Origin of the sequence: Acinetobacter sp. C13 (assembly GCF_016809775.1) — a bacterium.
Taxonomy (GTDB): Bacteria; Pseudomonadota; Gammaproteobacteria; order Pseudomonadales; family Moraxellaceae; genus Acinetobacter; species Acinetobacter pittii.
In genome coordinates this window covers 37,703-62,609 of sequence record NZ_JAFBJL010000008.1, presented here as the reverse complement: position 1 = coordinate 62,609, position 24,907 = coordinate 37,703, and the positions used below count along the sequence as shown (strand labels likewise).

The 24,907-nt window shown below is 40.7% G+C and carries 23 protein-coding genes; 11 read left to right on the top strand and 12 right to left on the bottom strand.

Annotation, left to right across the window (positions count from 1 at the left end; translation table 11 throughout):
* Positions 1-20: 20 nt before the first annotated feature.
* From murD to JGE69_RS17300, 4 genes are all read right to left on the bottom strand, one after another.
* Positions 21-1,367, bottom strand: coding sequence for a UDP-N-acetylmuramoyl-L-alanine--D-glutamate ligase (gene murD, locus JGE69_RS17315; protein WP_199114165.1), 1,347 nt, complete (start codon positions 1,365-1,367; stop codon positions 21-23).
* 160 nt (positions 1,368-1,527) lie between these two features.
* Positions 1,528-1,779, bottom strand: a complete 252-nt coding sequence (locus tag JGE69_RS17310) for a DUF6587 family protein (protein WP_005804073.1) — start codon at positions 1,777-1,779, stop codon at positions 1,528-1,530.
* A gap of 20 nt (positions 1,780-1,799) precedes the next feature.
* Positions 1,800-3,653 carry a ferrous iron transporter B gene (gene feoB / locus JGE69_RS17305; protein ID WP_046812224.1) on the bottom strand — a complete coding sequence of 618 codons (1,854 nt, stop codon included), beginning with the start codon at positions 3,651-3,653 and terminating at the stop codon, positions 1,800-1,802.
* The gene (locus JGE69_RS17300; RefSeq protein ID WP_081032098.1) at positions 3,650-3,913 is read right to left on the bottom strand and encodes a FeoA family protein; all 264 of its coding nucleotides are present in this window, start codon (positions 3,911-3,913) and stop codon (positions 3,650-3,652) included. Before JGE69_RS17300 ends, feoB begins: the two co-directional genes overlap by 4 nt.
* A gap of 143 nt (positions 3,914-4,056) precedes the next feature.
* Here JGE69_RS17300 and xerD point away from each other — a divergent pair, with 143 nt between their 5' ends.
* The 4 genes from xerD (at position 4,057) to thrC (ending at position 8,672) form a co-directional block, all read left to right on the top strand.
* Positions 4,057-4,977, top strand: coding sequence for a site-specific tyrosine recombinase XerD (gene xerD, locus JGE69_RS17295; protein ID WP_199114167.1), 921 nt, complete (start codon positions 4,057-4,059; stop codon positions 4,975-4,977).
* A 146-nt stretch (positions 4,978-5,123) separates the two neighbouring features.
* On the top strand, positions 5,124-5,939 hold the full coding sequence (locus tag JGE69_RS17290) for a DsbC family protein (protein ID WP_039763866.1): 816 nt from the start codon (positions 5,124-5,126) through the stop codon (positions 5,937-5,939).
* Between the two features lie 243 nt (positions 5,940-6,182).
* The gene (locus tag JGE69_RS17285) at positions 6,183-7,478 is read left to right on the top strand and encodes a homoserine dehydrogenase (protein ID WP_199114169.1); all 1,296 of its coding nucleotides are present in this window, start codon (positions 6,183-6,185) and stop codon (positions 7,476-7,478) included.
* A gap of 54 nt (positions 7,479-7,532) precedes the next feature.
* Positions 7,533-8,672 (top strand): threonine synthase, encoded by a 1,140-nt coding sequence (thrC, locus tag JGE69_RS17280; protein ID WP_002048893.1) that lies wholly within the window; start codon positions 7,533-7,535, stop codon positions 8,670-8,672.
* 105 nt (positions 8,673-8,777) lie between these two features.
* Here thrC and pbpG read toward each other — a convergent pair whose 3' ends face one another.
* Positions 8,778-9,824, bottom strand: coding sequence for a D-alanyl-D-alanine endopeptidase PBP7/8 (pbpG, locus tag JGE69_RS17275; protein WP_005804058.1), 1,047 nt, complete (start codon positions 9,822-9,824; stop codon positions 8,778-8,780).
* 212 nt (positions 9,825-10,036) lie between these two features.
* Between pbpG and JGE69_RS17270 the strand changes: the two genes are divergently transcribed.
* The 3 genes from JGE69_RS17270 to JGE69_RS17260 are packed head-to-tail and all read left to right on the top strand — an operon-like array spanning position 10,037 to position 13,688.
* Positions 10,037-10,672: a response regulator gene (locus JGE69_RS17270; protein ID WP_002121174.1), complete on the top strand. Its 636-nt coding sequence runs from the start codon at positions 10,037-10,039 to the stop codon at positions 10,670-10,672.
* Between the two features lie 10 nt (positions 10,673-10,682).
* A complete protein-coding gene (locus JGE69_RS17265; RefSeq protein WP_199114172.1) occupies positions 10,683-12,251 on the top strand; it encodes a sensor histidine kinase in 1,569 nt (522 codons plus the stop codon).
* A gap of 24 nt (positions 12,252-12,275) precedes the next feature.
* Positions 12,276-13,688, top strand: coding sequence for a sigma-54-dependent transcriptional regulator (locus JGE69_RS17260; RefSeq protein ID WP_199114174.1), 1,413 nt, complete (start codon positions 12,276-12,278; stop codon positions 13,686-13,688).
* A 3-nt stretch (positions 13,689-13,691) separates the two neighbouring features.
* Here the strand turns inward: JGE69_RS17260 and JGE69_RS17255 are convergent, their stop codons facing one another.
* The 4 genes from JGE69_RS17255 to lptF all read right to left on the bottom strand — a co-directional run bounded on the left by JGE69_RS17255 (position 13,692) and on the right by lptF (position 18,736).
* Positions 13,692-14,876: a S41 family peptidase gene (locus JGE69_RS17255; protein ID WP_199114176.1), complete on the bottom strand. Its 1,185-nt coding sequence runs from the start codon at positions 14,874-14,876 to the stop codon at positions 13,692-13,694.
* A gap of 15 nt (positions 14,877-14,891) precedes the next feature.
* The gene (gene gpmI, locus JGE69_RS17250) at positions 14,892-16,439 is read right to left on the bottom strand and encodes a 2,3-bisphosphoglycerate-independent phosphoglycerate mutase (RefSeq protein WP_017400161.1); all 1,548 of its coding nucleotides are present in this window, start codon (positions 16,437-16,439) and stop codon (positions 14,892-14,894) included.
* A gap of 126 nt (positions 16,440-16,565) precedes the next feature.
* Positions 16,566-17,636, bottom strand: coding sequence for an LPS export ABC transporter permease LptG (gene lptG, locus JGE69_RS17245; RefSeq protein WP_002121203.1), 1,071 nt, complete (start codon positions 17,634-17,636; stop codon positions 16,566-16,568).
* The gene (gene lptF / locus JGE69_RS17240; protein WP_002121169.1) at positions 17,636-18,736 is read right to left on the bottom strand and encodes an LPS export ABC transporter permease LptF; all 1,101 of its coding nucleotides are present in this window, start codon (positions 18,734-18,736) and stop codon (positions 17,636-17,638) included. The genes lptG and lptF overlap by 1 nt, the downstream gene beginning before the upstream one ends.
* A gap of 143 nt (positions 18,737-18,879) precedes the next feature.
* Between lptF and JGE69_RS17235 the strand changes: the two genes are divergently transcribed.
* The 4 genes from JGE69_RS17235 to JGE69_RS17220 all read left to right on the top strand — a co-directional run bounded on the left by JGE69_RS17235 (position 18,880) and on the right by JGE69_RS17220 (position 21,755).
* Positions 18,880-20,328: a leucyl aminopeptidase gene (locus JGE69_RS17235; RefSeq protein ID WP_033851247.1), complete on the top strand. Its 1,449-nt coding sequence runs from the start codon at positions 18,880-18,882 to the stop codon at positions 20,326-20,328.
* Positions 20,321-20,728 carry a DNA polymerase III subunit chi gene (locus JGE69_RS17230; protein ID WP_199114178.1) on the top strand — a complete coding sequence of 136 codons (408 nt, stop codon included), beginning with the start codon at positions 20,321-20,323 and terminating at the stop codon, positions 20,726-20,728. Before JGE69_RS17235 ends, JGE69_RS17230 begins: the two co-directional genes overlap by 8 nt.
* Before the next feature lie 38 nt (positions 20,729-20,766).
* The gene (locus JGE69_RS17225; RefSeq protein WP_005804042.1) at positions 20,767-21,405 is read left to right on the top strand and encodes a hypothetical protein; all 639 of its coding nucleotides are present in this window, start codon (positions 20,767-20,769) and stop codon (positions 21,403-21,405) included.
* A 131-nt stretch (positions 21,406-21,536) separates the two neighbouring features.
* On the top strand, positions 21,537-21,755 hold the full coding sequence (locus JGE69_RS17220) for a hypothetical protein (protein ID WP_199114179.1): 219 nt from the start codon (positions 21,537-21,539) through the stop codon (positions 21,753-21,755).
* A 60-nt stretch (positions 21,756-21,815) separates the two neighbouring features.
* Here the strand turns inward: JGE69_RS17220 and JGE69_RS17215 are convergent, their stop codons facing one another.
* From JGE69_RS17215 to ribD, 3 genes are read right to left on the bottom strand one after another with little or no spacing between them, the layout of a single operon-like run.
* Positions 21,816-22,475 carry a riboflavin synthase gene (locus JGE69_RS17215; RefSeq protein WP_002121149.1) on the bottom strand — a complete coding sequence of 220 codons (660 nt, stop codon included), beginning with the start codon at positions 22,473-22,475 and terminating at the stop codon, positions 21,816-21,818.
* 43 nt (positions 22,476-22,518) lie between these two features.
* Positions 22,519-23,811, bottom strand: a complete 1,293-nt coding sequence (locus JGE69_RS17210; protein WP_017481906.1) for a DNA adenine methylase — start codon at positions 23,809-23,811, stop codon at positions 22,519-22,521.
* A complete protein-coding gene (gene ribD / locus JGE69_RS17205) occupies positions 23,808-24,893 on the bottom strand; it encodes a bifunctional diaminohydroxyphosphoribosylaminopyrimidine deaminase/5-amino-6-(5-phosphoribosylamino)uracil reductase RibD (RefSeq protein ID WP_199114180.1) in 1,086 nt (361 codons plus the stop codon). The genes JGE69_RS17210 and ribD overlap by 4 nt, the downstream gene beginning before the upstream one ends.
* Between the last annotated feature and the right edge of the window lie 14 nt (positions 24,894-24,907).

Sequence of the window (24,907 nt, the reverse complement as noted above, 5' to 3'; positions counted from 1 at the left end):
CATTCCTAATCATGTTTTCTTTAAACCAACGAATTGACGCAGGCAACAAACTGCTGACCACGGTCATTATAACTTTTAAACATATCAAAACTTGCACATGCTGGTGATAACAACACCACATCTTCGGCCTGTGTTTCACGTTGAGACAGCTCTACAGCTTCTTTAAGCGTTGCTGCATGTAAAATTTTGGTTGCACCTTGAATTGCTTGTTCAATAACCGGAGCATCCTCACCAATCAATACCACAACTTTGGCATATTTTTCGATAGAAGAACGTAATGGGCCAAAATCCTGACCTTTACCTTGCCCACCTAAAATCAAGGCAACCTTACCTTTTTTCACTTCAATGGCAGCGCCTAAACCATCAATCGCTGCAAGCGTAGCGCCAACGTTAGTGCCTTTAGAGTCATTGTAATAACGTACATCATGCACAGTCTTTACATATTCACAGCGATGCTCTAAGCCTTTAAATTGTTTTAAGGTTTCAAGCATAGATTCCATAGGCAGGCCTATTGCCTCACCTAATGCGAGACAAGCTAAAGCATTTGCTACATTGTGCATGCCTTGAATATATAAATCTGAGCTTTTAATTAAACGCTGTAAACCACGCGCAAGCCAAAGCGTGCCATCACCATCTCTTAAAACACCATATTGATTTAAATCTGGTGCATTTAAACCAAAGCTTTGCATTGGCGTGGTATCTGGAACAAGAGGACGACTTAAAGCATCATCACGGTTAAATACTACTTTTTTAACGCCTTGGAAAATACGGTGTTTTGCTTGATGGTAACCCAACATATTGCCGTGACGATCTAAGTGATCTTCACTCATATTGAGAACCACAGCAACTTCAGCATTTAAGTGAGACGTGGTTTCTAGCTGAAAACTTGATAGCTCAAGTACAATTAACTCAGGTTGATCTTTTAATAAATCTAGAGCTGGGCGTCCAAGATTGCCACCTACAGCAACTTTCTTACCCGCATCTTTAGCCATTAAGCCAATTAAAGTCGTTACTGTACTTTTCGCATTAGAGCCAGTAATAGCCACAATAGGCACATCGGTTGCACGGCGTAATAATTGAATATCCCCTACCACAGAAATACCCTTAGCAATAGCTGCCTGAATTTCCGGTAATTGTGGTGCAAGGCCTGGACTTAAAATAATTTCTTCTGCTTGTAATAATAATTCTTGGTCAAGTTGACCGAAACTTGTCTTTACTCCTGCCGGAATCTGATCATACCCTGGTGGCGTGGGACGAGAGTCTGTTACTGCAACTTGGTAGCCTTGTTCATGCAAGAAATTTACAGCAGAAACGCCTGATATTCCCAAGCCTGCTACAACTTTTAACCCACCACGTTGTATTAACATTTTTGCCCCACAATTTATCAATCGACAGAATGGCAAAAATGTTAGCACTTTGCTGTTTTGAATGCTTTTTCAGTTTGAACTTTATTCATCTTTTTTTGTGTCAGTGCGTAAAAAAGCCATCAATATGATGGCTTTTTAAACGAAACAAGAAATACTGAATCTACTGCCATTTAATCGGCTTAATTTCTTGAACTGTATTCGTAGGTTTATCTTCGCTTGAACAACCACAACCGCCAGCACAACCAAAGGTCATTTTCGGTTTAAGCCACTTTGCCAAAGTTGCCCAACCCTGCTTTTCGCAAAATGCAGAGAGTGAAGAAAAGACTAAATTTGCTGTTTTCGGAAATACTTTCTTAAAAACAACTACAGCACTCCAAATCACTAAAACCGCAATAATCAGATATTGAACCATATACAACCTCCTTTATTGCCTTAGCCCCAATAGTGGGAAGCAATTTGATAGGTAACAAACGATGCAAAATAAGCTAAACCAAACAGATATGCAGTCATAGCTGCCACATGTTTCCATGAACCTGTTTCGCGACGTACCGTTGCCAGTGTTGCCAAACAATGTGGAGCATAAATGAACCACACTAAAAGTGATAAACCTGTTGCCAAAGACCAACCTGTTCCGTCTGCACTAATCAGATGTGACAAACCTTGTGCCACAGCATCATCATCTGTTGCAGATAAGGCATAAACTGTACCTAATGCCGCGACTACCACTTCACGAGCAGCCATAGCTGGAATTAAAGCGATACAGATTTGCCAGTTAAAACCAACTGGAGCAAATAAAGGCTGGATAAGATGCCCAAGCATCCCTGCAAAACTATAATCTATGGCAGGTAATGTCGCCCCTTCTGGTGGCTGCGGGAAAGTACACAAGAACCAGAGCAAAATAGAGAGCGCAAAAATGATTCCGCCGACGCGTTTCAAGAAGATCTTTGCACGATCCAATAAACCGATTCCCACACTTTTTAAATCAGGGAAACGATAACTTGGCAGCTCTAGCAGTAAAGCATGCTGTGATTTATCTTTTTGCAAAAACTTCATTAAAAATGAAACACAAAGCGCACTCACAATACCAGCCATATACAGACCGAAAAGCACTAAACCTTGTAAGTTGAAAATACCCCAGACCATTTTCTCTGGAATAAAGGCAGCAATCAGCAAGGCATATACAGGCAAGCGTGCCGAACAGGTCATTAAAGGTGCAACCATAATGGTCGTAAAACGATCACGAGGGTCACTAATACTACGCGTTGCCATAATTCCCGGTACTGCACAAGCAAAGCTCGAAAGTAAAGGAATGAAAGCACGACCACTTAATCCAGCTTGGAACATTAATTTATCAAGCAAGAATGCTGCACGCGGTAAATAGCCCGATTCTTCTAATACCAAAATGAAGAAGAACAAGATCAAAATTTGTGGCAAGAACACAACTACGCCACCTGCACCCGCAATAATTCCGTCGACAACCAGACTATGCAGTAGTGGCTGCGTAATCACACTTCCTATTACTTCACCCAGCCAGCCGAAGAAGCCCTCAATACCGTCCATAAAAGGAGCTGCCCATGCAAAAACTGCTTGGAACACAATAAACATCATGATGGCAAGGCTAAGTAAACCTAAAACTGGATGTAAGAAAATCCGATCTAGAAAATCAGTCCGCTTATCACCCTGATCAACATAATGAACAACATCTTTAAAAATCATATCGATTTTCTGATGATGAGTCCCAGTTAAACCACTCAGTTCGGTTTGTGGCACACTGTATTTTTCTTGATCAAGAGCGTGTAATAAATTTTCAATACCCGCATTACGGACAGCAACTGTTTCAACAACGGGTACGCCCAAACGCTGGGACAGCTTTTGAGTATTAATTTGGATACCACGACGACGCGCTTCATCCATCATATTCAGTACAAGTAAAATCGGACGACCTAGCTCGATCATTTCGAGCACTAGCCCTAAATGCAATTTTAAGTTAGTTGCATCAACCACACATAAAAAGGCATCTTGCTGCCCCTCTTCTGCAATTTTACCCAAGCAAACATCACGGGTAATCACTTCATCAGGACTGGTTGCATTAAGACTATATGTACCCGGTAAATCGAGTACACGCACAGCTCGACCTGAAGGCAACTGAAAATGACCAACCTTACGCTCGACCGTTACGCCTGCATAGTTTGCAACTTTTTGTCGAGTTCCAGTTAAATGGTTAAAAAGAGAGGTTTTACCACAGTTAGGGTTTCCCACAAGGGCAATACGTAACGCATCACTCATGCGGGTACTCCTTCTTCTACTTGAATTTCAATTTTTTCCGCTTCTGCTTTACGTAAAGCGAAACGAGTAAAGCCTATTTGGATCAAGATCGGATCACCACCAAAAACACCTTTGGTAATCACTTCCACTCGTGTGCCCGGTACAAAGCCCAGACTTTCCAAACGAATTGCGACCAAATCTTGCTGCTCGGACTCTAGTTCTATCCGATTCACTTTGGTGATGGTCGCCGCTTGCTTCACTTTTAAAGCTGATAAACGCACCGCATCCGATCCTAAACCTTTTTTAATAGTATACATATAAATGAGAATAATTACCAAATAAGGTTAAATTTCACTTCTTATTCAGTTTAATCGACAAACCTTAAAGTTTCTTTTAAAGTACAGAGGTTTAGAGGATGTAGTGTATGTTGAATAAAAAACCGCGTATTCCAAGCCCTGTTCAAATTCCTGAACATTTGAGCTTTTTACAAGGTTTTCGTGACTATCTCGTTGCTCAGACGGTAAGTCCACATACACGTAATGCTTATTTATCCGACCTTATTCAATGCAGCGAACTTCATAAAAAATCACTTCTTCCAGAGTGGACAAGTGATGATATCGCTGATGTTTTGATTGAGTTGACTAAAGTTGGAAAAAGCCCGCGCTCGATTGCCCGCTGCTTATCTGCCCTACGCCAGTTTTACAAATTTTTACGTGAACAGAAATTACGAAGCGATAATCCTGTAGCAACCCATCATTCTCCAAAAATTGGCAGAGCCTTACCCAAAGATCTATCAGAAGAAGATGTCGAAGCACTGATTCAGGCTCCCGACATTAATACAGCACTTGGTTTACGTGATCGGGCCATGTTTGAAGTCCTTTACGCATGTGGTTTACGTGTTTCAGAACTGCTGAACTTACGCCTAGAACTTATTAACTTAAAACAAGGCTATTTAAGAATTACTGGTAAAGGTAATAAAGAGCGTTTGGTCCCGCTAGGCCAATTTGCTTGTGAATGGGTAGAACGCTACTTACAGGATGCTCGACCTCAACTTTATAAAAGTTCAACCGACTACCTCTTTTTAACTCAGCATGGCGGGATTATGAGCCGTCAGAACTTCTGGTATGCCATTAAGCGTTACGCACTTCAAGCCAATATTCAAGCTGAACTCTCACCTCACACCTTACGTCACGCCTTTGCAACACACCTGCTTAATCACGGCGCCGATTTACGCGTAGTACAAATGTTACTGGGCCATAGTGACCTATCAACTACTCAAATTTATACACATGTAGCACAAGTAAGAATGCAACAATTGCATGAAAAACATCATCCTAGAGGTTAAAAAATTTAAAACTTATTATTTGAAATACACCCAACAATCAATTGATTTCGTTCACAAAGGTTAAGAAAGTTTTAACAATACAAACTAGATTTTTTGTTATGCTTAGCAGCTTCTGACTATAAATACTGATGAAATAAGGGTTATCTATGTCTTTTACCCGATCTCAACTTTTTCTTGCCTGTGCGTTGGCTTCTAGCCTGTTATTCAGTGCTTGTTCTAAAGAAAACAAACCACAAAAAGAAGATGCGCTCACTGCGACCGCACCTGCTACTGGGGAAGCTTCAACCATCATTGAACGCAATGCTAAACAACGTTTAATTGAAACTTTGCAAAAACAATTTAAGAATGCAAACATCAACGCCAAAATTCTAGATATCAAGCCTACTGAAGTGCCTAACTTATATTGGGTAAATCTCGAAGGAATGACGTCGATTTATACAACCAGTGATGGCAAATACCTGATTCAAGGTGATGTCATTCGTTTAGGCGGTAAAGAACTGCATAATATTGGCGATAATCTTCAAGCTTCAGAAAACAAGAAGCATCTTGCTGCTTTAAAAAATGAAGATTTGATTGTCTACCCAGCTAAAGGTGGTAAGGCTAAACATGTGATTTATGTGTTTACCGATGCAAGCTGTCCTTATTGCCATAAATTACATGAGCATTTACCTGAAATTAATGAAAAAGGTATTGAGGTACGTTATATCGCTTGGCCACGCGGTGAACAATTTATGCCGACCATGGAAGCTGTATGGTGTAGTGCAGACCGTAAAGCTGCATTTAATCAAGCAGTACAAGGTATTAATATCCCATCTGCTCAATGCAAAAGCCCTGTTCGAGAACAATATCAACTTGGCTTAAACATGGGTGTAAATGGAACACCAGCTATTTACAATGTTGATGGCGAGTACTTAGGTGGATACCTAACACCGGATGAATTAATTAAACGTCTGGATAAATAACATCCTTTAAGCTGGTGAATGATTAATCATCTATCTCTTTTAAAAAGCGCTGCTCTGATTGCAGCGCTTTGTTTTTTCAATAATTAATATTTAAACAACCTCTGTTTAAAGACTGATCTACTCTTCTTTTCCAAACATCGCACTCTAATTCATTGAACAAGCACTAAAAGCGCTAGAGTCTGGCGTTTTTTTTAGCTATGATCTAGCTTCAACTAAATGATTAAATGATGAATGGAGTGTGACGTGAAACCAGTTCGCCTGGCAATACTCGGTCTAGGAACCGTAGGTGGAGGAGCCCTTAAACTACTACAAGAAAATGCCGCTGAAATTAAACGTCGCACCGGTCGAGAAATTCAAATTACCCACGTTGGAACACGCCGCCCTCGTCCAGATCTTGAATTGGAAGGGATTAAACAAAGCGCCGATTTACTTGACATCGTTCGTCAACCAGACGTTGATGTAGTTGTAGAAGTTATGGGTGGGATCCACCCTGCTTACGAAGTTATCATGGAAGCGATCAAACACGGCAAACAAGTCGTGACTGCAAACAAAGCGTTACTCGCTGAACACGGCAATGAATTATTTAAAGCAGCAGAAGACAATGCTGTGCAAATTGCTTATGAAGCAGCAGTTGCTGGCGGTATTCCAATTATTAAAGTGATCCGTGAAGGTCTTGCTGCAAACCATATAGAATGGTTGGCAGGTATTATTAATGGTACAGGTAACTTTATTCTGACTGAAATGCGTGAGAAAGGTCGTGCATTTGATGATGTATTAAAAGAAGCTCAAGAACTCGGTTATGCAGAAGCAGACCCAACTTTTGACGTTGAAGGTATTGATGCTGCGCATAAACTTACCATTTTAGCGTCTTGTGCGTTTGGTATTCCTCTTCATAAGGTTTATACCGAAGGTATCAGCAAAATCACTGCACAAGATGTCAAATATGCAGAAGATCTTGGTTTCCGCATTAAACATCTCGGTATTGCACGTCGTGCTGAAAAAGGTATTGAGTTACGTGTTCATCCAACACTCATTCCAGATGAGCAGCTGATTGCGAATGTAAACGGCGTTAAAAACGCTGTATTAGTTCAGGCAAATGCCGTAGGTCCAACACTCTATTACGGCGCGGGTGCAGGCGCAGGTCCTACAGCTTCTGCGGTTGTTGCCGACGTTATTGATATTGTCCGTGACATCTCTTATACCGAAGACGGCGCAGGCACAATTCCTCAGTTGGCTTTTGAAGCATTAACCAATGTGCCAATTTTAAGCCGTGAAGAAATGACCACAGGTTATTACATTCGCTTAAATGCAGAAGACCAAACTGGCGTACTTGCAGATGTAACTACCATCTTAAGTCGCGCTGGAATTAGTATTGATGCGATCATGCAACAATCTCGTTTAAAAGACCTTATTCCAATCGTGATTCTGACCGATCCAATCGTTGAATCAAAAATGGATGATGCTCTTGCACAAATTCAAGCATTACCTGCAATTCGTGGCGAAATCGTAAGAATTCGTTTAGAATCGCTCGATAGTTAATCAGGTTGAGGGAAAGATTCCCTCTCCCGCTTCATCTCTAATTGGAACACCATCATGTCTAATGCCAATCGTTATACTGGTCTTGTAGATCGTTATCGTGACCGTTTGCCAGTTTCGGCAACTACTCGTGCTATCTCTTTGGGTGAAGGCAACACCCCACTCATTAAACTTGAGAATATTCCACGTATTATTGGCAAAGATGTTGAAATTTATGTGAAATACGAGGGTTTAAACCCAACTGGTTCATTTAAAGACCGTGGTATGACCATGGCTGTAACCAAAGCGGTTGAAGAAGGCTCTAAAGCGATTATCTGTGCATCTACTGGTAACACTTCTGCTGCTGCTGCTGCCTATGCTGCACGTGCAGGTATCAAAGCATTTGTTTTGATTCCAGAAGGCAAAATTGCGATGGGTAAAATGGCACAAGCGATGATGTATGGTGCGATCACTATGCAAATTCGTGGTAACTTTGATGATGGTATGCGTCTTGTAAAAGAAGTCGCTGATCAAGCGCCTGTAACGATTGTAAACTCAATCAACCCTTACCGTTTGCAAGGTCAAAAGACTATTGCTTATGAAATCGTTGAAGCTTTAGGCCGCGCACCTGATTACCACTGCTTACCTGTAGGTAACGCAGGTAACATCACTGCTCACTGGATGGGTTATACCGAAGCTGTAGCAAACCAACCTGCTGATCAGTTTGAACAAGTGATTTATGATGCTGCTACTGATCAATTCACTGGTCCAAAACCAGAAGGTTTACCAACTATGGTAGGTTACCAAGCTTCTGGCGCAGCTCCATTCTTACGTGGCGCTCCAGTTGAAAGCCCTGAAACTGTTGCAACTGCAATCCGTATTGGTAATCCACAAAGCTGGAACCATGCAAAAGCTGTAGTACGTGACTCTAAAGGCTGGTTTGATGAACTTCAAGACAGCGAAATTTTAGAAGCTCAACGCTTACTTTCTATGTATGAAGGCGTATTTGTTGAGCCAGCGTCTGCTGCTTCTATCGGCGGTGCGATCCGTGATATTAAAGCGGGTAAAATTGCTGAAGGTTCTGTAATTGTATGTACAGTAACTGGTAATGGCTTGAAAGATCCTGACACTGCAATCAAACAATGTGCTGATGCAGTTATGTTATCAATTGATGCAACAATGGACCAAGTAAAAGATTCTATTTTATCTAATATGTAATATCTGATTTTTCAAAAACGGCTGTTTAATACAGCCGTTTTTTTATGTCTTTTTATAGTCATAAAAAAACGCTTCTTGATAGAAGCGTTTTTTAGAATATTGAAATTAAATACGTTTTGGTAAATTACTTAACCAACCCAATAAGTTAGTTGCATCATTATTACGTGCCTGTGTACTTGGTTCACCCAGTAATACAATGACTGCTGGACGTGAGTTTACAGTCGTGTGCATTACAACACAGCGACCTGCTTCATTAATATATCCAGTTTTAGACAGGTTAATATTCCAACCACCGTTACGAACTAGAGCATTTGTGTTGTTAGATTTCAACACGCGATAACCCAAATTAAAGTCATAAGTCGGTGTAGTTGAGAATTGACGAATCAAACCATATTGAGATGCGGTACTTACTAAAATACCTAAATCACGTGCCGAAGATACATTACGTGGATCTAGACCAGTTGATTCATAGTAATGAGTCGAATTCATACCCAAAGCACGAGCTTTAGCATTCATTGCAGCTACGAATGCAGGGCGACCACCTGGATAAGTACGTGCTAAGGCAGCCGCTGCAGGGTTCTCAGATTTCATTAAAGCAAACAAAAGAACTTCTGCACGGTTCATCTTGTCGCCAACACGTAAGGTAGAGCTAGAATTTTTCCCACCAGCACCAGCAAAGTCAATTTGCTCAAGTGTAATTTCTTCAGACATGTTTAAACGGGCATCCGCCGTTACAACCGCTGTCATCACTTTTGTAATAGATGCAATTGGTACAGAAGCGTTGGTATTTTTACTGTAGAGCACTTCACCAGTTTGCGCGTCCATCACAAGTGCAGCTCGAGCACTTACACTCGGCTGGGCATTGTAACCAGACGTATCACGGATTGGAGCAACCCTAGGTGTAGAGCTAATAACTTTTGGCGCATTACTGCCACGCAAAGTTGTAGTTACAGATGTTGAACCTTGCGGAGTTGGTTCATCATCTTCATCATTTAAAAGTTGACTAGCATCCGCTGCTGACCAATTTAAGCTTGCAGTACCACTATTCCCTGAGGACGGGTTATTGACGAGTTCTGCAAAGCTTGTTGAACTCAAACTAAGCAAAATAGACATGCTTAGCACATGCATTAAAGACTTTTTAGAATTTTTCACGGCACAATACTCGACTCAGGGTGATACACATTTGCGCTTACTATAATTATGCCTTACATTTGAGGGATAAGGTATAACGCTTTTACCGACACAATTGTGCACAACTATTCGCTCACTATATAAGAATAGGATTGCTAATTTTGTCATTCCATTGCAAGCTAATTTTGCTTTATGTAACAAAAAACTTGTTTTTTGAAAGAAAGGAGGTCTTCTTGATTACAGTTTTAGTTGTGGATGACCATGAACTTGTACGTACAGGTATCTGCCGTATGTTAGAAGATCATGCCGATGTAGAGGTCATTGGACAAGCCGAATCGGGTGAAGAAGCAATTGCTATTGTTCGTCAGAAACATCCTCAAGTTGTTCTACTTGATGTCAACATGCCTGGCATCGGTGGCGTAGAAACAACCCGCCGTTTACTACAAACCGCACCAGATACAAAGGTGATTGCAGTCAGTGGCTTAGCAGAAGAACCTTACCCATCTCTGTTGCTTAAAGCAGGAGCTAAAGGTTACATTACCAAAGGTGCTCCAATTACAGAAATGGTTCGCGCAATTAATAAAGTGATGCAAGGTGGCAAATACTTCAGCGCCGATATTGCCGAGCAATTAGCGAGTTCATATTTATCCGATACACAACAATCGCCTTTTGACTCACTATCTGAACGAGAAATGCAAGTTGCAATGATGGTTGTAAATTGTATTAGCGCTCAAGAAATTGCAGACAAACTTTTTGTAAGTGTCAAAACAGTGAATACTTACCGCTACCGTATTTTTGAAAAGCTAGCCATTGATAGTGACGTTAAACTAACTCATCTCGCGATTCGCTACGGTCTGATCAAGCCTTAATCAGACTTACATGCAATTTCCCGTAAACTCATCCTTGTCCCATACGATATTTCGTTTGGGCACGTGGTATGGTTTATATCGCCTTATTATTGCGGTTAGCCTGAATATTATTTTGGTTTTAACCGATGCTCAAATCGACAATAGTCTACAACAACCCGCTTTATATTCTTACACACTGCTCGGCTATTCGATCTTAAGTCTTCTTCAACTTTTATGCTTTAAGTTTATTGCTACTCAGGCAACAAGGCAGCTCATTTTATTTTTTGTAGTTGATATTATTTGTTTGAGTTTACTGACTTTTTCTGTGGGTGAACCAAATTTACAACTCAGCTTACTCTATGTAATTGCAATCTTCACCTCGGCGATTTTACTCAGCGCAAGAATGTCGTTGCTCATTACATTACTTGCAGTGATTGCGGTTATTTACCAACGCTTCGTTGGCAGTTTATTTGACTACAATAATTTAAATACGATTGGTAATAGCGCCTTATTGGCCTTCTTGTTTTTTGTAGTACACGGAATCGGACAAATTGCGGTCCAGCGCTTTAAATTACTTGAAGCGCTAACTTTCCATCAATCAATAGAACTCTATCAACTACAAAATATTAACCGCTATATCTTGGAACAAATTGAAGAGGGCTATTTAGTTCTAGATGAAAACTACGACATTGTTTTAAGTAATCCAGCCGCCTGCTCTCTTTTAGGAATTCCACCTCAATTTGCCAGTGAAAAATATCCCTTAGCAAAATGGCATGCTGACTTATTTGAAATTCTTAAATTTGATAACCTAAAAGAAGGTGATCGATTTATTTTTGAGTCCCGACTGTCGGCTTATTCTATTAATATTAAAGTGCAACATCTTTTGGTGCCGCAACAAGCATTAACACTACTCATCTTACAAGATGCACAGCAGATTAATCAGCAAGCTCAACAACTCAAACTTGCCGCTTTAGGACAACTCTCAGCAAGTATTGCACATGAGATCCGTAATCCTCTTGCAGCTATTGTTCAAGCAAATGAATTACTCAAAGATAGTGACGCGGAACAGCAAAATACTTTGCGCAATATGATTGGCAAGCAAACGAAACGCATTGATAGTATTGTTCAAGATACGTTAGGACTTGCCCGCAGTGAAAGAACGTATCCCATCCAGATTGAATTAAATGACTTCTTAAAAACGTTATTAGATGAAGATTTATCTGATGTTAAACATACGATCCAGCTTAAAAGTTCTGATTTATCCTTAAAGCTATTGTTTGATGAAAAGCAACTCAGACAAGTCCTCATTAACCTTGTTAGGAATGCTCTACGCCACAATGCACCCGACTCTCCCTATGTTCTGATCAATATCCATTCACAAACAAATAAAATTTATATTGATGTGATCGATTACGGTGAAGGTGTTTCAAAACGTGATATATCTCAATTATTTAAACCATTTTTTAGTACCGAAATTAATGGAACTGGTTTAGGATTATATTTGTCTCATAGTTTTTGTGAGGCAAACCATGCAAAGCTCACTTATGTAGAGCAAAAACAAGGGGCATGCTTCAGAATAGAATGCCCAATAATATATTGATTTTTTTATTAGGTTTTTGGGGAAATGGCAGAACAGCAACCACTCGTTTTGCTTGTAGACGATGAAGAAGATTTGTGCCTGTTAATGCAAATGACTCTTGCACGAATGGGGATTAAGACACAGCTTGCTTATCGGGTTGAACAGGCCAAACAGCTCTTTACTCAGTTTCATTACGATGCGTGCTTGACCGATTTAAATCTACCTGACGGTAGTGGCTTAGAATTGGTCCAACATGTTTCTCAAACTTACCCCCACACTCCCATTGCAGTCTTAACTGCATACGGCAATATGGATATTGCAATTGCAGCATTAAAAGCGGGAGCTTTTGATTTTGTCAGCAAACCAATTAACCAAATTCATTTAGATCAGCTGTTAAAAAAGGCGCTCAACCAGCCAAAACCAGAGCATGAATTTGGTGAAACAACTCTAGAGAATGACTTATTAATTGGGCGTTCGCCACCTATACAAAACTTACGGACAGCTATTAAAAAAATAGCCCGCTCCCAAGCTCCTGTATTTGTTACAGGCGAGTCTGGTACAGGCAAAGAAGTTGTTGCTAATCTGATTCACCGTTTAAGCAACCGCAGTGAAGGACCATTTATTGCAATTAACTGTGGAGCAATCCCAACTGAGCTCATGGAAAGTGAACTTTTCGGGCATAAAAAAGGGAGCTTTACTGGAGCGACTCAAGATAAACAAGGTCTTATTTTATCGGCACACGGCGGCAGTTTATTTTTAGATGAAATTGCCGAATTGCCTTTAAGTATGCAAGTTAAATTGCTTCGCGCAGTACAAGAGAAAAAGATTCGCCCTGTAGGTTCAGATCAGGAAATTGATGTTGATTTTCGAGTAATCAGTGCGAGTCACCAAGACTTAGATTTATTAGTTCAACAAGGCAAATTCCGTCAGGACTTATTTTTCCGTATTCATGTGATGGATATTATGTTGCCGCCACTGCGTGACCGTGGTGGAGATATTTTGCTATTGGCCAATCATTTTATTCAAAAGGTTTGTACGGAATGGGGAATTTCAAGCAAGCAATTAACGGCGAGCGCTGAAACTTACTTATTGCAGCAAGACTTTCCGGGTAATGTTCGTGAATTAAGAAATATGATTGAGCGAGCTATTACTTTAAGTGATGATGAGTGCATTGATTTGACACACTTAGCTCCTCCTCTTAGAGGTAGTAGTGTGAGCCCGCAAATCGTAACGAAACAACTAAATCAAACACCGACTGTTCAGACTCACCCAAAATTTCCAATGGAAGGTTTAGAACGCTACTTAGAAAATATCGAAAAAGATATTTTACTGAATGCTCTGAACATGACGCATTGGAATCGAACTTTGGCCGCTAAAAAGCTAGGAATGACATTCCGTTCTTTACGCTATCGACTAAAAAAGTTTGGCTTAGATACTGAAATGGGAGAGGAAGTATAAAAATTACTTCCTCTTTAGGAATAAATCTGCAACGCGCTCTAAATATACTTCTTCTTTCATTTCTGCAGGTAATGGATAGGTCTGGTTAGGCTGAATACCCTGTCCTTCAATCATATTGCCATTGGGTGTGTAGTAGTGAGAGACTGTCATTTGTAGAGCCGCCCCACTTGGCAAAGGAAATAGCTTTTGTACTACACCTTTTCCATAACTTTTTTCACCCATCACCCAAGCACGCTGGTGTTCTTTCATGGCCGCAGTAAAAACTTCTGCCGCCGATGCAGAGCGGTGATTAATTAATATACCCAGTTTTATATTCTGAAATTCATTACCGGGCAAAGCTTGAAACTGCTGGTTACCTTCCGAACGGCTTTTGGTCGAAACAATAATTCCGTTATTTAAAAATAAATCTGCCGACTCAACTGCTGCCGATAACAACCCACCCGGATTGTTTCGCAAATCGATTAAAACAGCCTTTAAACGTGGGGAGCTATTTTCTTCAATTAATCTTTTAATTTCATTAGCAGTGTCTTGTTGGAACACTCTAATTTTGAGTACGAGCACCTGATTATGTAGCATTACAGGTTCTATATCAGTTTCTATTTTTTTATTACGGACTAAATTAATGTTTCCGTTTAGCTCTTCTGCTTGTACTTGAAGTGTACTTCCTATAGAGCCATAAAGTAGTCCAAGCACCTGATCTTGGTTTAAATTTTTTAAATCTTGGTTATCAATCTTGAGAATCGTCTGACCATTTCTCAAACCTAATTTATAGGAATCAGAACCGGTTTTAAGATCACGAATCATCCATTTATGAGCATGTGTTTCAGGGCTTAATGCAAAATCAACTGACGCAAGATCACCCTCTGTGTATTGAATCAGTTGGCGATATTCTTCTGCCGATAAATAACGCGAATAACGATCTAACCCGCTCACTAACCCTTTTATGGCTTGTTGAAACAAGGCATCGTCAGATTTCACATCAACGTAGTTATCTCGAACGATTCCATAGATTTGCACAAACTGTTGAATCGACTCGATCGGCACCTCTGCATAGCTATGTTCCGGTTCTTCCGAGTCAGAGTGCAAAGGTGACATTTTTTCTTTTACAACTGGCGCTGCAAAAGCAAATTGGCTGCAACACAGCAACATACTTACAATAAGTTTTTTATATTTAATGTGTTGCAGCATCCAATCACCTTTAACTTATGCAGATAGTGTAATCAGATTACGTCCTTGCATTTCGGCAGGAACAGGAATCTGCATTAAATTGAGAATTGTCGGTGCTACGTCTGCAAGCACACCACCTTCTGCAATTGTTGCTTGTGTTGGGCCAACATAGATAAACGGCACAAGCTCGGTTGTATGTTGAGTATGCACTTGGCCACTTTCGTAGTCTTGCATTTGTTCAACGTTACCATGGTCAGCAGTAATGAGCATATGACCTTTTTTCGCCATAACTGCTTCATAGACACGACCTAAACAGGTATCAACCGCTTCAACTGCTTTAACCGCCGCATCAAACACACCCGTATGACCGACCATATCACCATTTGCATAGTTCACAACCAATAAGTCGTATTCACCCGAATTAATCGCTTTAACCAACTCATCAGTGACTTCATAAGCACTCATTTCAGGCTTAAGGTCATATGTCGCAACGTTTGGAGATGGAATTAGAATACGTTTTTCACCTGGATATTCATCTTCACGACCACCACTAAAGAAGAATGTTACATGAGCATATTTTTCAGTTTCGGCAATACGTAACTGAGTCTTTCCAAGTGAAGATAAATATTCACCCAATGAATTTTTGAGAGCTTCTGGCATGTATGCAACTGGCGCATCAATGCTAGCCTGATAACGTGTAAGCATCACAAATTTAGAAAGATTTGGAACAACTTTACGCTCAAAGCCAGCAAAATCTTTCTCTACAAAGGCGCGAGTAATTTCACGAGCTCGGTCAGCACGGAAATTCATAAATACAACGCTATCACCATCTTGAACTTTAGCAATATCACCAATACGAGTCGCTTTTACAAACTCATCATTTTCATTGGCTGCATAAGCTAATTCCAACCCTTCAACCGCTGTTTGCGCAGTACGAAGTGCTTCACCTTCGGTCAACAAGCGATAAGCTTGCTCAACGCGATCCCAACGGTTGTCACGGTCCATTGCAAAGTAGCGACCAATCATGGTTGCGATACGGCCTTGGCCCGGATATTGAGCAAATAATGCATCTAATTTTTCTAAAGACGGCTGAGCACTACGTGGAGGTGTATCACGACCATCAAGGAAAGCGTGCAAATAAACTTTTGCACCGCGTTTTAATGCAAGTTCACACATCGCCACAATATGATCTTCATGTGAATGGACGCCACCTTCTGAAAGTAGCCCCATGATATGGACAGCACCGCCAGCAGCTTTGGCTTTTTCAACAGCGTCGATCAACACTTCATGTTTAAAGAAGTCACCAGTACGGATATCTTTAGTAATACGGGTAAAGTCTTGATATAACACACGGCCAGCGCCAAGATTCATATGGCCAACTTCAGAGTTCCCCATTTGCCCATCAGGCAATCCAACATCTTCACCTGAACCAGAAATTAGACTATTCGGATGCTTGGCTTTCATTGCCGCCAAATTTGGTGTTTTTGCTGCAAGAAAAGCATTATCTTCAATCGCTTCACGGTGTCCAACACCATCCATAATGACCAGAACGTGAGGGATCTTGCCAGCAGTTGCATCCGTCATAATCAATTTCTCTTTTGTCTACAATTTCGTCACAATATCTTACCGAATTTTCGGCCAAGACTCTATTTATTCCTATGGCTTTCACCAATATCCGCGATTGATGAAAACTATAAATATCACTTATTTCTAACGAGCGCGGTAAAGCAAATAACTTCCGGCACCAAACATTAGCAAGATAGGTACAAGTACGAACCATGCTGGAGATGGGGAATAAACCAAGCTCGCATAGCCCAAGAAATCTTGCAAATAATAGAAACTCAAACCAATAAACAATGCGATTACCAGACGGAAACCCATCGATTGTTGGCGTAATGGTCCAAAAATAAAAGAACACGCCACGAGAACTAATGCAATGAGTGAAAATGGTGAAGCAACTTTTTGCCAGAAAGCCAATTGGTACGTCTTTGGTACCTGACTATATTCATCCATATAACGCATAAAGCTAATCAGTTGGCTTGGTGATAAATCTTCAGGATCTAAAGTCACCATGTGCACATATTTAGGCTGTAATGCTAAAGCAAGCGATTGTTCTTCATGGTCAGTTTTGATGGCATTTCCTGCCGCCAAAATATCCATTTGTTCAGCTTTTTTCAAAGCCCATTGACCATTTTTAATAAACTGTCCTTGCTGAGCATTAATTAATGATTGCAAGTAATAGTTCTGGTCAAAGTCGACCACTTGAATGTCTCTTAAATTGCCTTGAGAGTTAGCATAGTCGATATAGATAAATCGCTGCCCTTCACGTGACCAATAGCCTTTAACTTCACCTAAAGCAGCTACTGAACGATGGCTTTTAACACTTTGTGCTTTTTCATTGGTATAAGGAATAACCCATTCACTTAAAGCAAACGACAAAATAATAAGCAGTAAAGCTGAGCGCATAACCCAACCGACAATACGCCATAAGCTAACACCCACTGAACGCATAACAATGAGTTCACTACTCGTTGCCAATGAGCCCAGTCCAATCACAGCACCAATCAAGGCAGAGATAGGTAAAATTTCATAGAGATAGCGAGGAGCTCCCCACAAGACATAGACGAGAGCTTGCCATGCGTTATAGTCTGGTTTGAGCTCACCCAACTCGCCAAGATATGTAAATAAGACCTGAAGAATGGACAAAACAACTGTGGTGCCAAACATCGCAAGCGCAGTGGTTTTCGTCACATATTTGGCGACTATTCGACGTGCTAACATTATAATTTCACTCGCTTGATCTGTTTCTTGATTTTTGGTCCCAACTTCTGCTTACGTGAGAATAAAGCGGCAGCAACGCCATACACAACCAACACGGCAGGATAAGCCCAAATATCGAGTTCTTCTTTACTAATACGAGTCTTGATTGCAATCATTAATACGATCAGACTGGAAAAAATAAAAATCGCCGGAATAAGACGGTAATAACGGCCTTGTCGTGGGCTCACCTCAGACAATGCCACTGATAGCATTAACGCAATAACAATGGTGAATGGCCCAAATAAGCGCCATCCCAACTCACTTCTGATGACTGGATCATTCGTTTTTGAAAAGAGTTTTGTTGTTGATAGTGCTTCTACATCGCCACTCTCAAACTTAACATCTTTGTCATTTTCTAAACGTAGACGATAAGACTGAAACTCTGCTTGTGTATATTTTGGTTGTCCCGGGAATATTTCATAGCGACGACCTTGTACCAGATCAACGACATTGGCGGTATCATTTGCAACTTCTACACGAGTCGCTTCCTTTGCCAAAATCATAACATCTGGCTTATCTTCTTTAGCAGCGCGTTGATAAAAGAAAATATCCTTCAAATTCTTTCGGTCTTCTGACAATGAACCTGCATAGATCGTATATGGCCCAGAGGAAATAAACTCTCTTGGTCGAACCAAATCGAAACCTGTCCGAACAGCTTGTGTTGTTGTCAGTTTTTCAAACTCACGTAGTCCCCACGGCGTCATCCAGAGCATAAGCACAGACTGAAAAACCATATAAACAAGCGTCATTGGAATGAGTAATCGTGCTAATTGATGACGGCTTACACCACTACCATTTAATACAGCCATTTCATGGTCAACATATAAACGACCAAACACCAACATTAAACCAATGAAAAAACCCAATGGTAAAATGAGTGTTAGAAATTCAGGTAAACGATATCCAATGATGCTAAATAAGATACTGGCATCTAAACGCCCCTGCGCCGCCACACCAAAGTATTTGATCAGACGACCACCCATCATGATTAAGGTCAGTAAAGAAATGACCACCAATGAGGTAGAGACAACTTGCTTGACGAGATAACGCCGAATAATCAAAGTAATACTTCCAAAAGGCTAATCGGGACGTGTGCTAGTTTACCCGAATGTTAAAAATATAAAACCGCACATTGCAACGCTATGCTTGAAAGTGTTTCAATGTTTTAATCCAACATAACTTTCTATAGGCAATCACGGCAGCCATGAAATTTACAACTTATACAACTTTTCCCGAACAGACATCTAATGAATCTTTGTGGGTTTTAGTTGATTCAGAACAGCTACAAAGCAACATCAACACATATCAAATCAATAACCTAGAAAGCGTTCTTACTGCCACCCAATTCAAAGGCAACTTCAATGAAACTCTGCCTTTATTCGGGCAAGTTTCAAATCAACCTCATAGCCAATTACTTGGCTTAGGAAAAACAGCCGAACTTCAGGCGGTTAAGCTCGCTAAACTTGCCCAAACCATTATCAAATCGACACAAAATAAATTTAAGCATATCGCAATTGATATTGCTGCGTTACCTGTCGAATACCATTATTTATTCGCTTTAAGCTTAACTCAAGCAGCTTATGGTTATGATGAGTTTAAATCGAAAAAAAATGAATTTGTGTTACAACAGGTTGATTTAATTAGTTCAACAACGAGCCTCGATGAAAAACAACTGGCTTTAGTGCATGCCGTACAATCTGGTCAGTCGTATGCACGTGACCTTGGAAACCGTCCAGGTAACATTTGCTTCCCTGAATATTTGGCAGAACAAGCATTAGCTTTAGCTGCAGAATTCCCTGACTTACTCAAAGTAACTGTCTTAAATGAACAGCAAATGGCTGATTTAGGTATGTATGCTTTTCTTGCAGTCAGCAAAGGATCTGAACGTCCGGGTCGTATCGTAACACTCGAATACCAAGCTGGAATTGACCAAGCGCCTGTTGTGCTTGTTGGTAAAGGCGTTACTTTTGATACAGGCGGTATTTCTTTAAAACCAGGCCTAGGCATGGATGAAATGAAGTTCGATATGTGCGGTGCAGCCTCTGTACTAGGTACTATTCGCGCGCTATGCGAGGCAAGACTTCCTATTCATGTCGTTGGAGCAATTGCAGCTGCAGAAAACATGCCATCAGGTAAAGCAACTCGCCCAGGTGATATTGTGACAACCATGAGCGGACAAACAGTTGAAATCTTAAATACCGATGCAGAAGGTCGTTTGGTACTGTGCGACACATTGACCTATATCAAACGCTTCAACCCAGCAGTTGTGGTTGATATCGCAACATTAACTGGTGCATGTGTAGTCGCTTTAGGTAAAGTACTGAGTGGTTTGTTCTCACCAGATGATGCTTTAGCAGCTGAACTTCAACAAGCGGGTGAGCAATCATTTGACCGTGTATGGCGTATGCCAGTGATTGAGGATTATCAGGAATTACTTGATTCACCATTTGCTGATATTGCAAATATTGGCGGTCCATACGGCGGTGCAATTACGGCAGCATGTTTCCTTGAGCGCTTTACACGTGAGTACCGTTGGGCTCATTTAGATGTAGCAGGAACAGCATGGTTATCTGGTCCAGCTAAAGGTGCAACAGGTCGCCCAGTACCATTACTCATGCAATTTTTAGCGAATCGTGTAAATACGAATGGCTAAAGTTAGTTTTTATCTGTTTGAAACCAGTGAAGAACGGCAAGTCGATAGTGCTTGCCGTTTATGCCGAAAGATTTTGCAGAAGCATCCTAAAATCTGGTGGTATTGCCCAGATGTGCAGCTACAACAAACTCTTGATGAAAGATTATGGGATTTCGACCCTGTTAGTTTCATTCCACATGGAGTTGACCAAGCTGAAGCTGCTGTATGTATTTCGGCTAAACAACCGCTTGAACAAGGCTTGTTAGTATTTAATTTTAACAATCATGCACTTGAACAAGTTGATCATTTTAGCCACATTATAGAAATTGTTGAAAATAATGAAACAGCCAAGCAAATTGGTCGAGAAAAATTTAAAATGTATCGCCGTTTGGGTATAGAACCGCGGACCTTTAAATTATAACGCGCTAAAATGTAAATACTGTTGAACAAAGGAGAAGCATGGTGGCATTAAATGTCGGGCAAGATTTTAAAAAAAGATGGTTAAATGCGCCTGAAGCTGTCCGTCATGCCTATCAACAGGATCTGGCACGTATTTGCGACCTATTAGAACCCCAAACCCCTATTCAGCTTTGGGTTTTAAATGACGAAAAAGCGCAGTTAGAATCGCAGCAAAAAATTGAACAAGCTTACGCGGACCTTAAGGCAGAGCTTATTGAGCAAGCACGTATCCGTCGTCAGCTCGCTTTAGAAAAAGCGCTTGCTGACAAACGTGCATCAGAAGCTGCTTATGCTGCGGAGTTGCAAGCAGACGAAATTCGCAAGTTTAATGAACAAACTGAAACATTACAGACATTACGTAGTCATTTAGAACAAGAAGTTGCAGAACAAACCGCACGTTATCAGAAAAACCCTGAAACCCCAGCCGTCAATTACTCTGCTGGCGTAAAACTTAGTATCACCGATGATCAAATCTTATCTGAGCTTGAAAGTTTACGCATTCGTTTAGAACTTGAAGCTGAAAACTTAATTGAAGAGTCTATAACGGCTTTCCGAGCCAAACTACATTCGGCAGCTCAAGAAGAAATTGAATATATTTTAAAGAACTCTAAGTTTTCTGATGAAAAAATAGAGAAGTAATGTTGTAAAACTTTTTCTGTCATAAAACTGACACCTATATGTCACAAAATAGACATAAATATTATTCTTGTAGATCAATTGATTATGAGAATAGAAAGTAGCGTTTTTAAGATAATTAATGAGGGTAAGAAATGGACATTCCGCATCAGATTTCAAAGCAACTTGAGCAGCTTAATCAGGGTGAGCAATGGACATTTTCAGCACAAGAACTTTATATGAGTCATAACGACTTTAATTCGCTTTCAATCTTGCTGACACGAGCGTCGGAAAAAGGTAAGTTTTCAATTACAAGCACTCAGCATACTAAACCATGGGTTGGCACACATTCGGTTACACTCACCAAGCATTAATTTTTAAAAATAAAAAAACCGGAACATATGTCCGGTTTTTTTATTTTGATGATCTGGCTTTTATTTTAAAAAACCATTTTCAGCTAAAAAAGCCATACTAATATTTGACTCAGTTTTTTGTTCAGCTGCTTTATCACCTAGCAATAAACGTTCGATATAACGCGCCAACACGTCGACTTCAAGGTTGACCTTACTGCCTACTTGCCATGTTCCAATATTGGTACGTTCTGCGGTGTGCGGAATTAAATTCAAGCTTAAAATATTTCCACGTAAGTGGTTAATCGTTAAGCTAATTCCGTCAACGGTTACAGAACCTTTTTCCGCCAAATATTTAGCAAGTTCTGTCGGTGCTGTAACTTCATAATAGATTGAACGAGCATCTTCACGCACTACGGTAATTTCACCTACGCCATCAACGTGACCACTTACAATGTGTCCGCCAAAGCGCGTTGTCGGTAACATTGCCTTTTCAACATTGACACGTTGCCCAACTTTCCAGTTACCCAATGTTGTTCGATTTAAACTTTCACGAGAAACATCTGCCGCGTACCAGTTATCGCCCCATTCAATCACTGTAAGACAAATACCATTGGTTGCAATCGAATCACCCAAATGTACATCAGACATATCCAGATCTGTCTGAATACGTAGACGTACATCACCACCTACACTTTGCAGGCTTTCAACTTTACCTAAACTTTCAATGATGCCTGTAAACATGGCTCAATCTCCAAATCTTTTTACACTGCTTAAATTGCAGCGCTTACCAAAGTGCAAGCTGCGTACTGTTCCCTGAAGTATCTACACCACCTAGCTCGGCGAAGTGGTAAAGCTGGCCTAATAACTGACGTAATGGTGGCCCTGACTTAGCATGAGTATCCGTAATTACAATAAACTCAAGCACGCGTGCACGTTCAGACTGTCGTTGCTTACTCACTCGATAACGCGGCACATCTTGTGTTAACAAGGTTACTTTGCCCCGCTCCAGATTAGCCATAAGTAAATCTTTCGGTTCGATATTACCATCAGTTGAATAGCTGGTCAGAATATAGCGTGCATTGATCGTTGAAAGTAATTTCTCATATGCATCTTTTGCATGTTTAGAAGAGTTATATGGGCTTGGACGCTCTTTACGCCATGCTCTATCAATACCACTCTTATAACCTTTAGTATCCGGTGAAGGTAAATCCACCTGATCCCATAAAGTTAATGCATTTAAAACGTGGTAATTACTACTATATGCGTGCTGGTTATATGGTGGATCGAGATAGGCAACATCAACCTCAAAACCACTCATTTGATTTGCTAGATGTTGTGAATCTACACACCACATTTCAGCAGCCGGACGTTTGCGATCACCAATCTCACAAAAACGGCTCGGTGTTAACCAAAGTAATGACTCAATTCGTTCTAGCGCAGTTTGAGTACGTCCACCCCACCCTTGGTGAAAGCTTTTAAATACGCCACTCGTGTTACTGACAAAACTAGCTGAATAGAGCAATGGCGCAAGTAAAGCACTCATCTCTACATCATTAATTGCACCTTGTGCCTGCCATGTTGCAATCTGCTGACGAATTGCATCGATACGCATACCGTTACGACGTTTAAAGAATAAACGGTCACGAGTTGGATCGTATATATCATCGTTACGTGGACAAAGATTATGCGTTACCCAACCTTTAACTTCAGGTAAGCGATTTAAATAATCGATTGCCTTTTGATAGCCACCCAGTTCTTTAAAAGCAGGCGCATCTACACAGGCTAAAATCGCATGATTTAAAGCATGACTATAAGGTTCCCAGTCATTCGCAATCACACGGTAACCATTTTGACGTGCTAAACGAGATACAACGCCACTGCCGGCAAAGAAATCGGCAAAAATCGGTGGATTCTTTTTCTTGCTATTCAGTGTCCCTGTAATTTCAAGGGCTTCTAAAATTAGATGGAGCAATCGGCGCTTGTTACCCAAGTACGGCACAAGCTGATGGAAAAGATATTCGTCTGTCGTACGGGCTGCATGACGACGTTTGTGATAAACCGAAGGCTCTGAATTCATACTTTCTCTTGCGTAGGGATTAACCTTAAGCGTATATCTTGATCAATTTGTGTCACATCAAGAAGTGTAAAACGAAGTTGCTCTGCCATATATTCAAACTCTGCATTGAACATGGCCCTTGCACTTTTTCCCAATAATGTCGGGGCAATATAACTGATCAATTCGTCCACCAAACCTTCTTGCAAAAAGGCAGTAGACAATGTTGCGCCAGCTTCAACCAACACATCATAAATTTGATGTTGCTTAGATAAGGTCTGTAACAGCATTTTTAAAGGCTGAATTTCTAATTGTATCACGCCTAAATCAGCAAGTTCTTGACGATACGGCCCCATCACCATCACAGTTTCAGGATTCTCTAAGATCTTAGCGTTAAGTGGTAAACGTCCTTGGCGATCTAAAACAATACGTTTTGGCTGAGCAACTGTCTCGATATCAAAATTATTGAGTGAACGCACATTAAGCTGACAATCATCTGCAACCACAGTTTCAATACCTGTAATCACTGCTCCAGAAATGGCACGCCAATGTTGTACATCTTGGCGCGCAGCCGAACCGGTAATCCACTTCGACTCACCTGATGCCATTGCAGTACGCCCATCTAAACTTGAGGCTACCTTTAAACGTACATAAGGTATGCCTGTAGACATTGCCTTTAAAAAACCTTGATTAAGTTTTGATGCTAAATCTTCACAAATGCCAACTTCTACTTCAATTCCGGCATTTTTCAAAATCTGAACACCCTTACCCGCCACCAATGGATTTGGATCAGGACAAGCAACCACTACTTTTTTAACTTGAGCTTTCACCAATGCTACGGCACAAGGAGGGGTTCTGCCATAATGCGCACATGGTTCAAGCGTGACATAAGCCGTTGCACCTTGTGCATGTTCACCCGCTTCGCGTAAGGCAAAAACCTCTGCGTGTGGCTGACCCGCTTTAGGATGAAAACCTTGTCCAATTAACTGATCATCTTTGACAATCACACAACCAACATTTGGATTAGGCTTGGTCGAATATAGTCCTCGTTTGGCAAGTTCAATAGCTTGCTGCATCCAATACTGATCTTGTTTCAACTCAGACATAAAAATCTCAAATG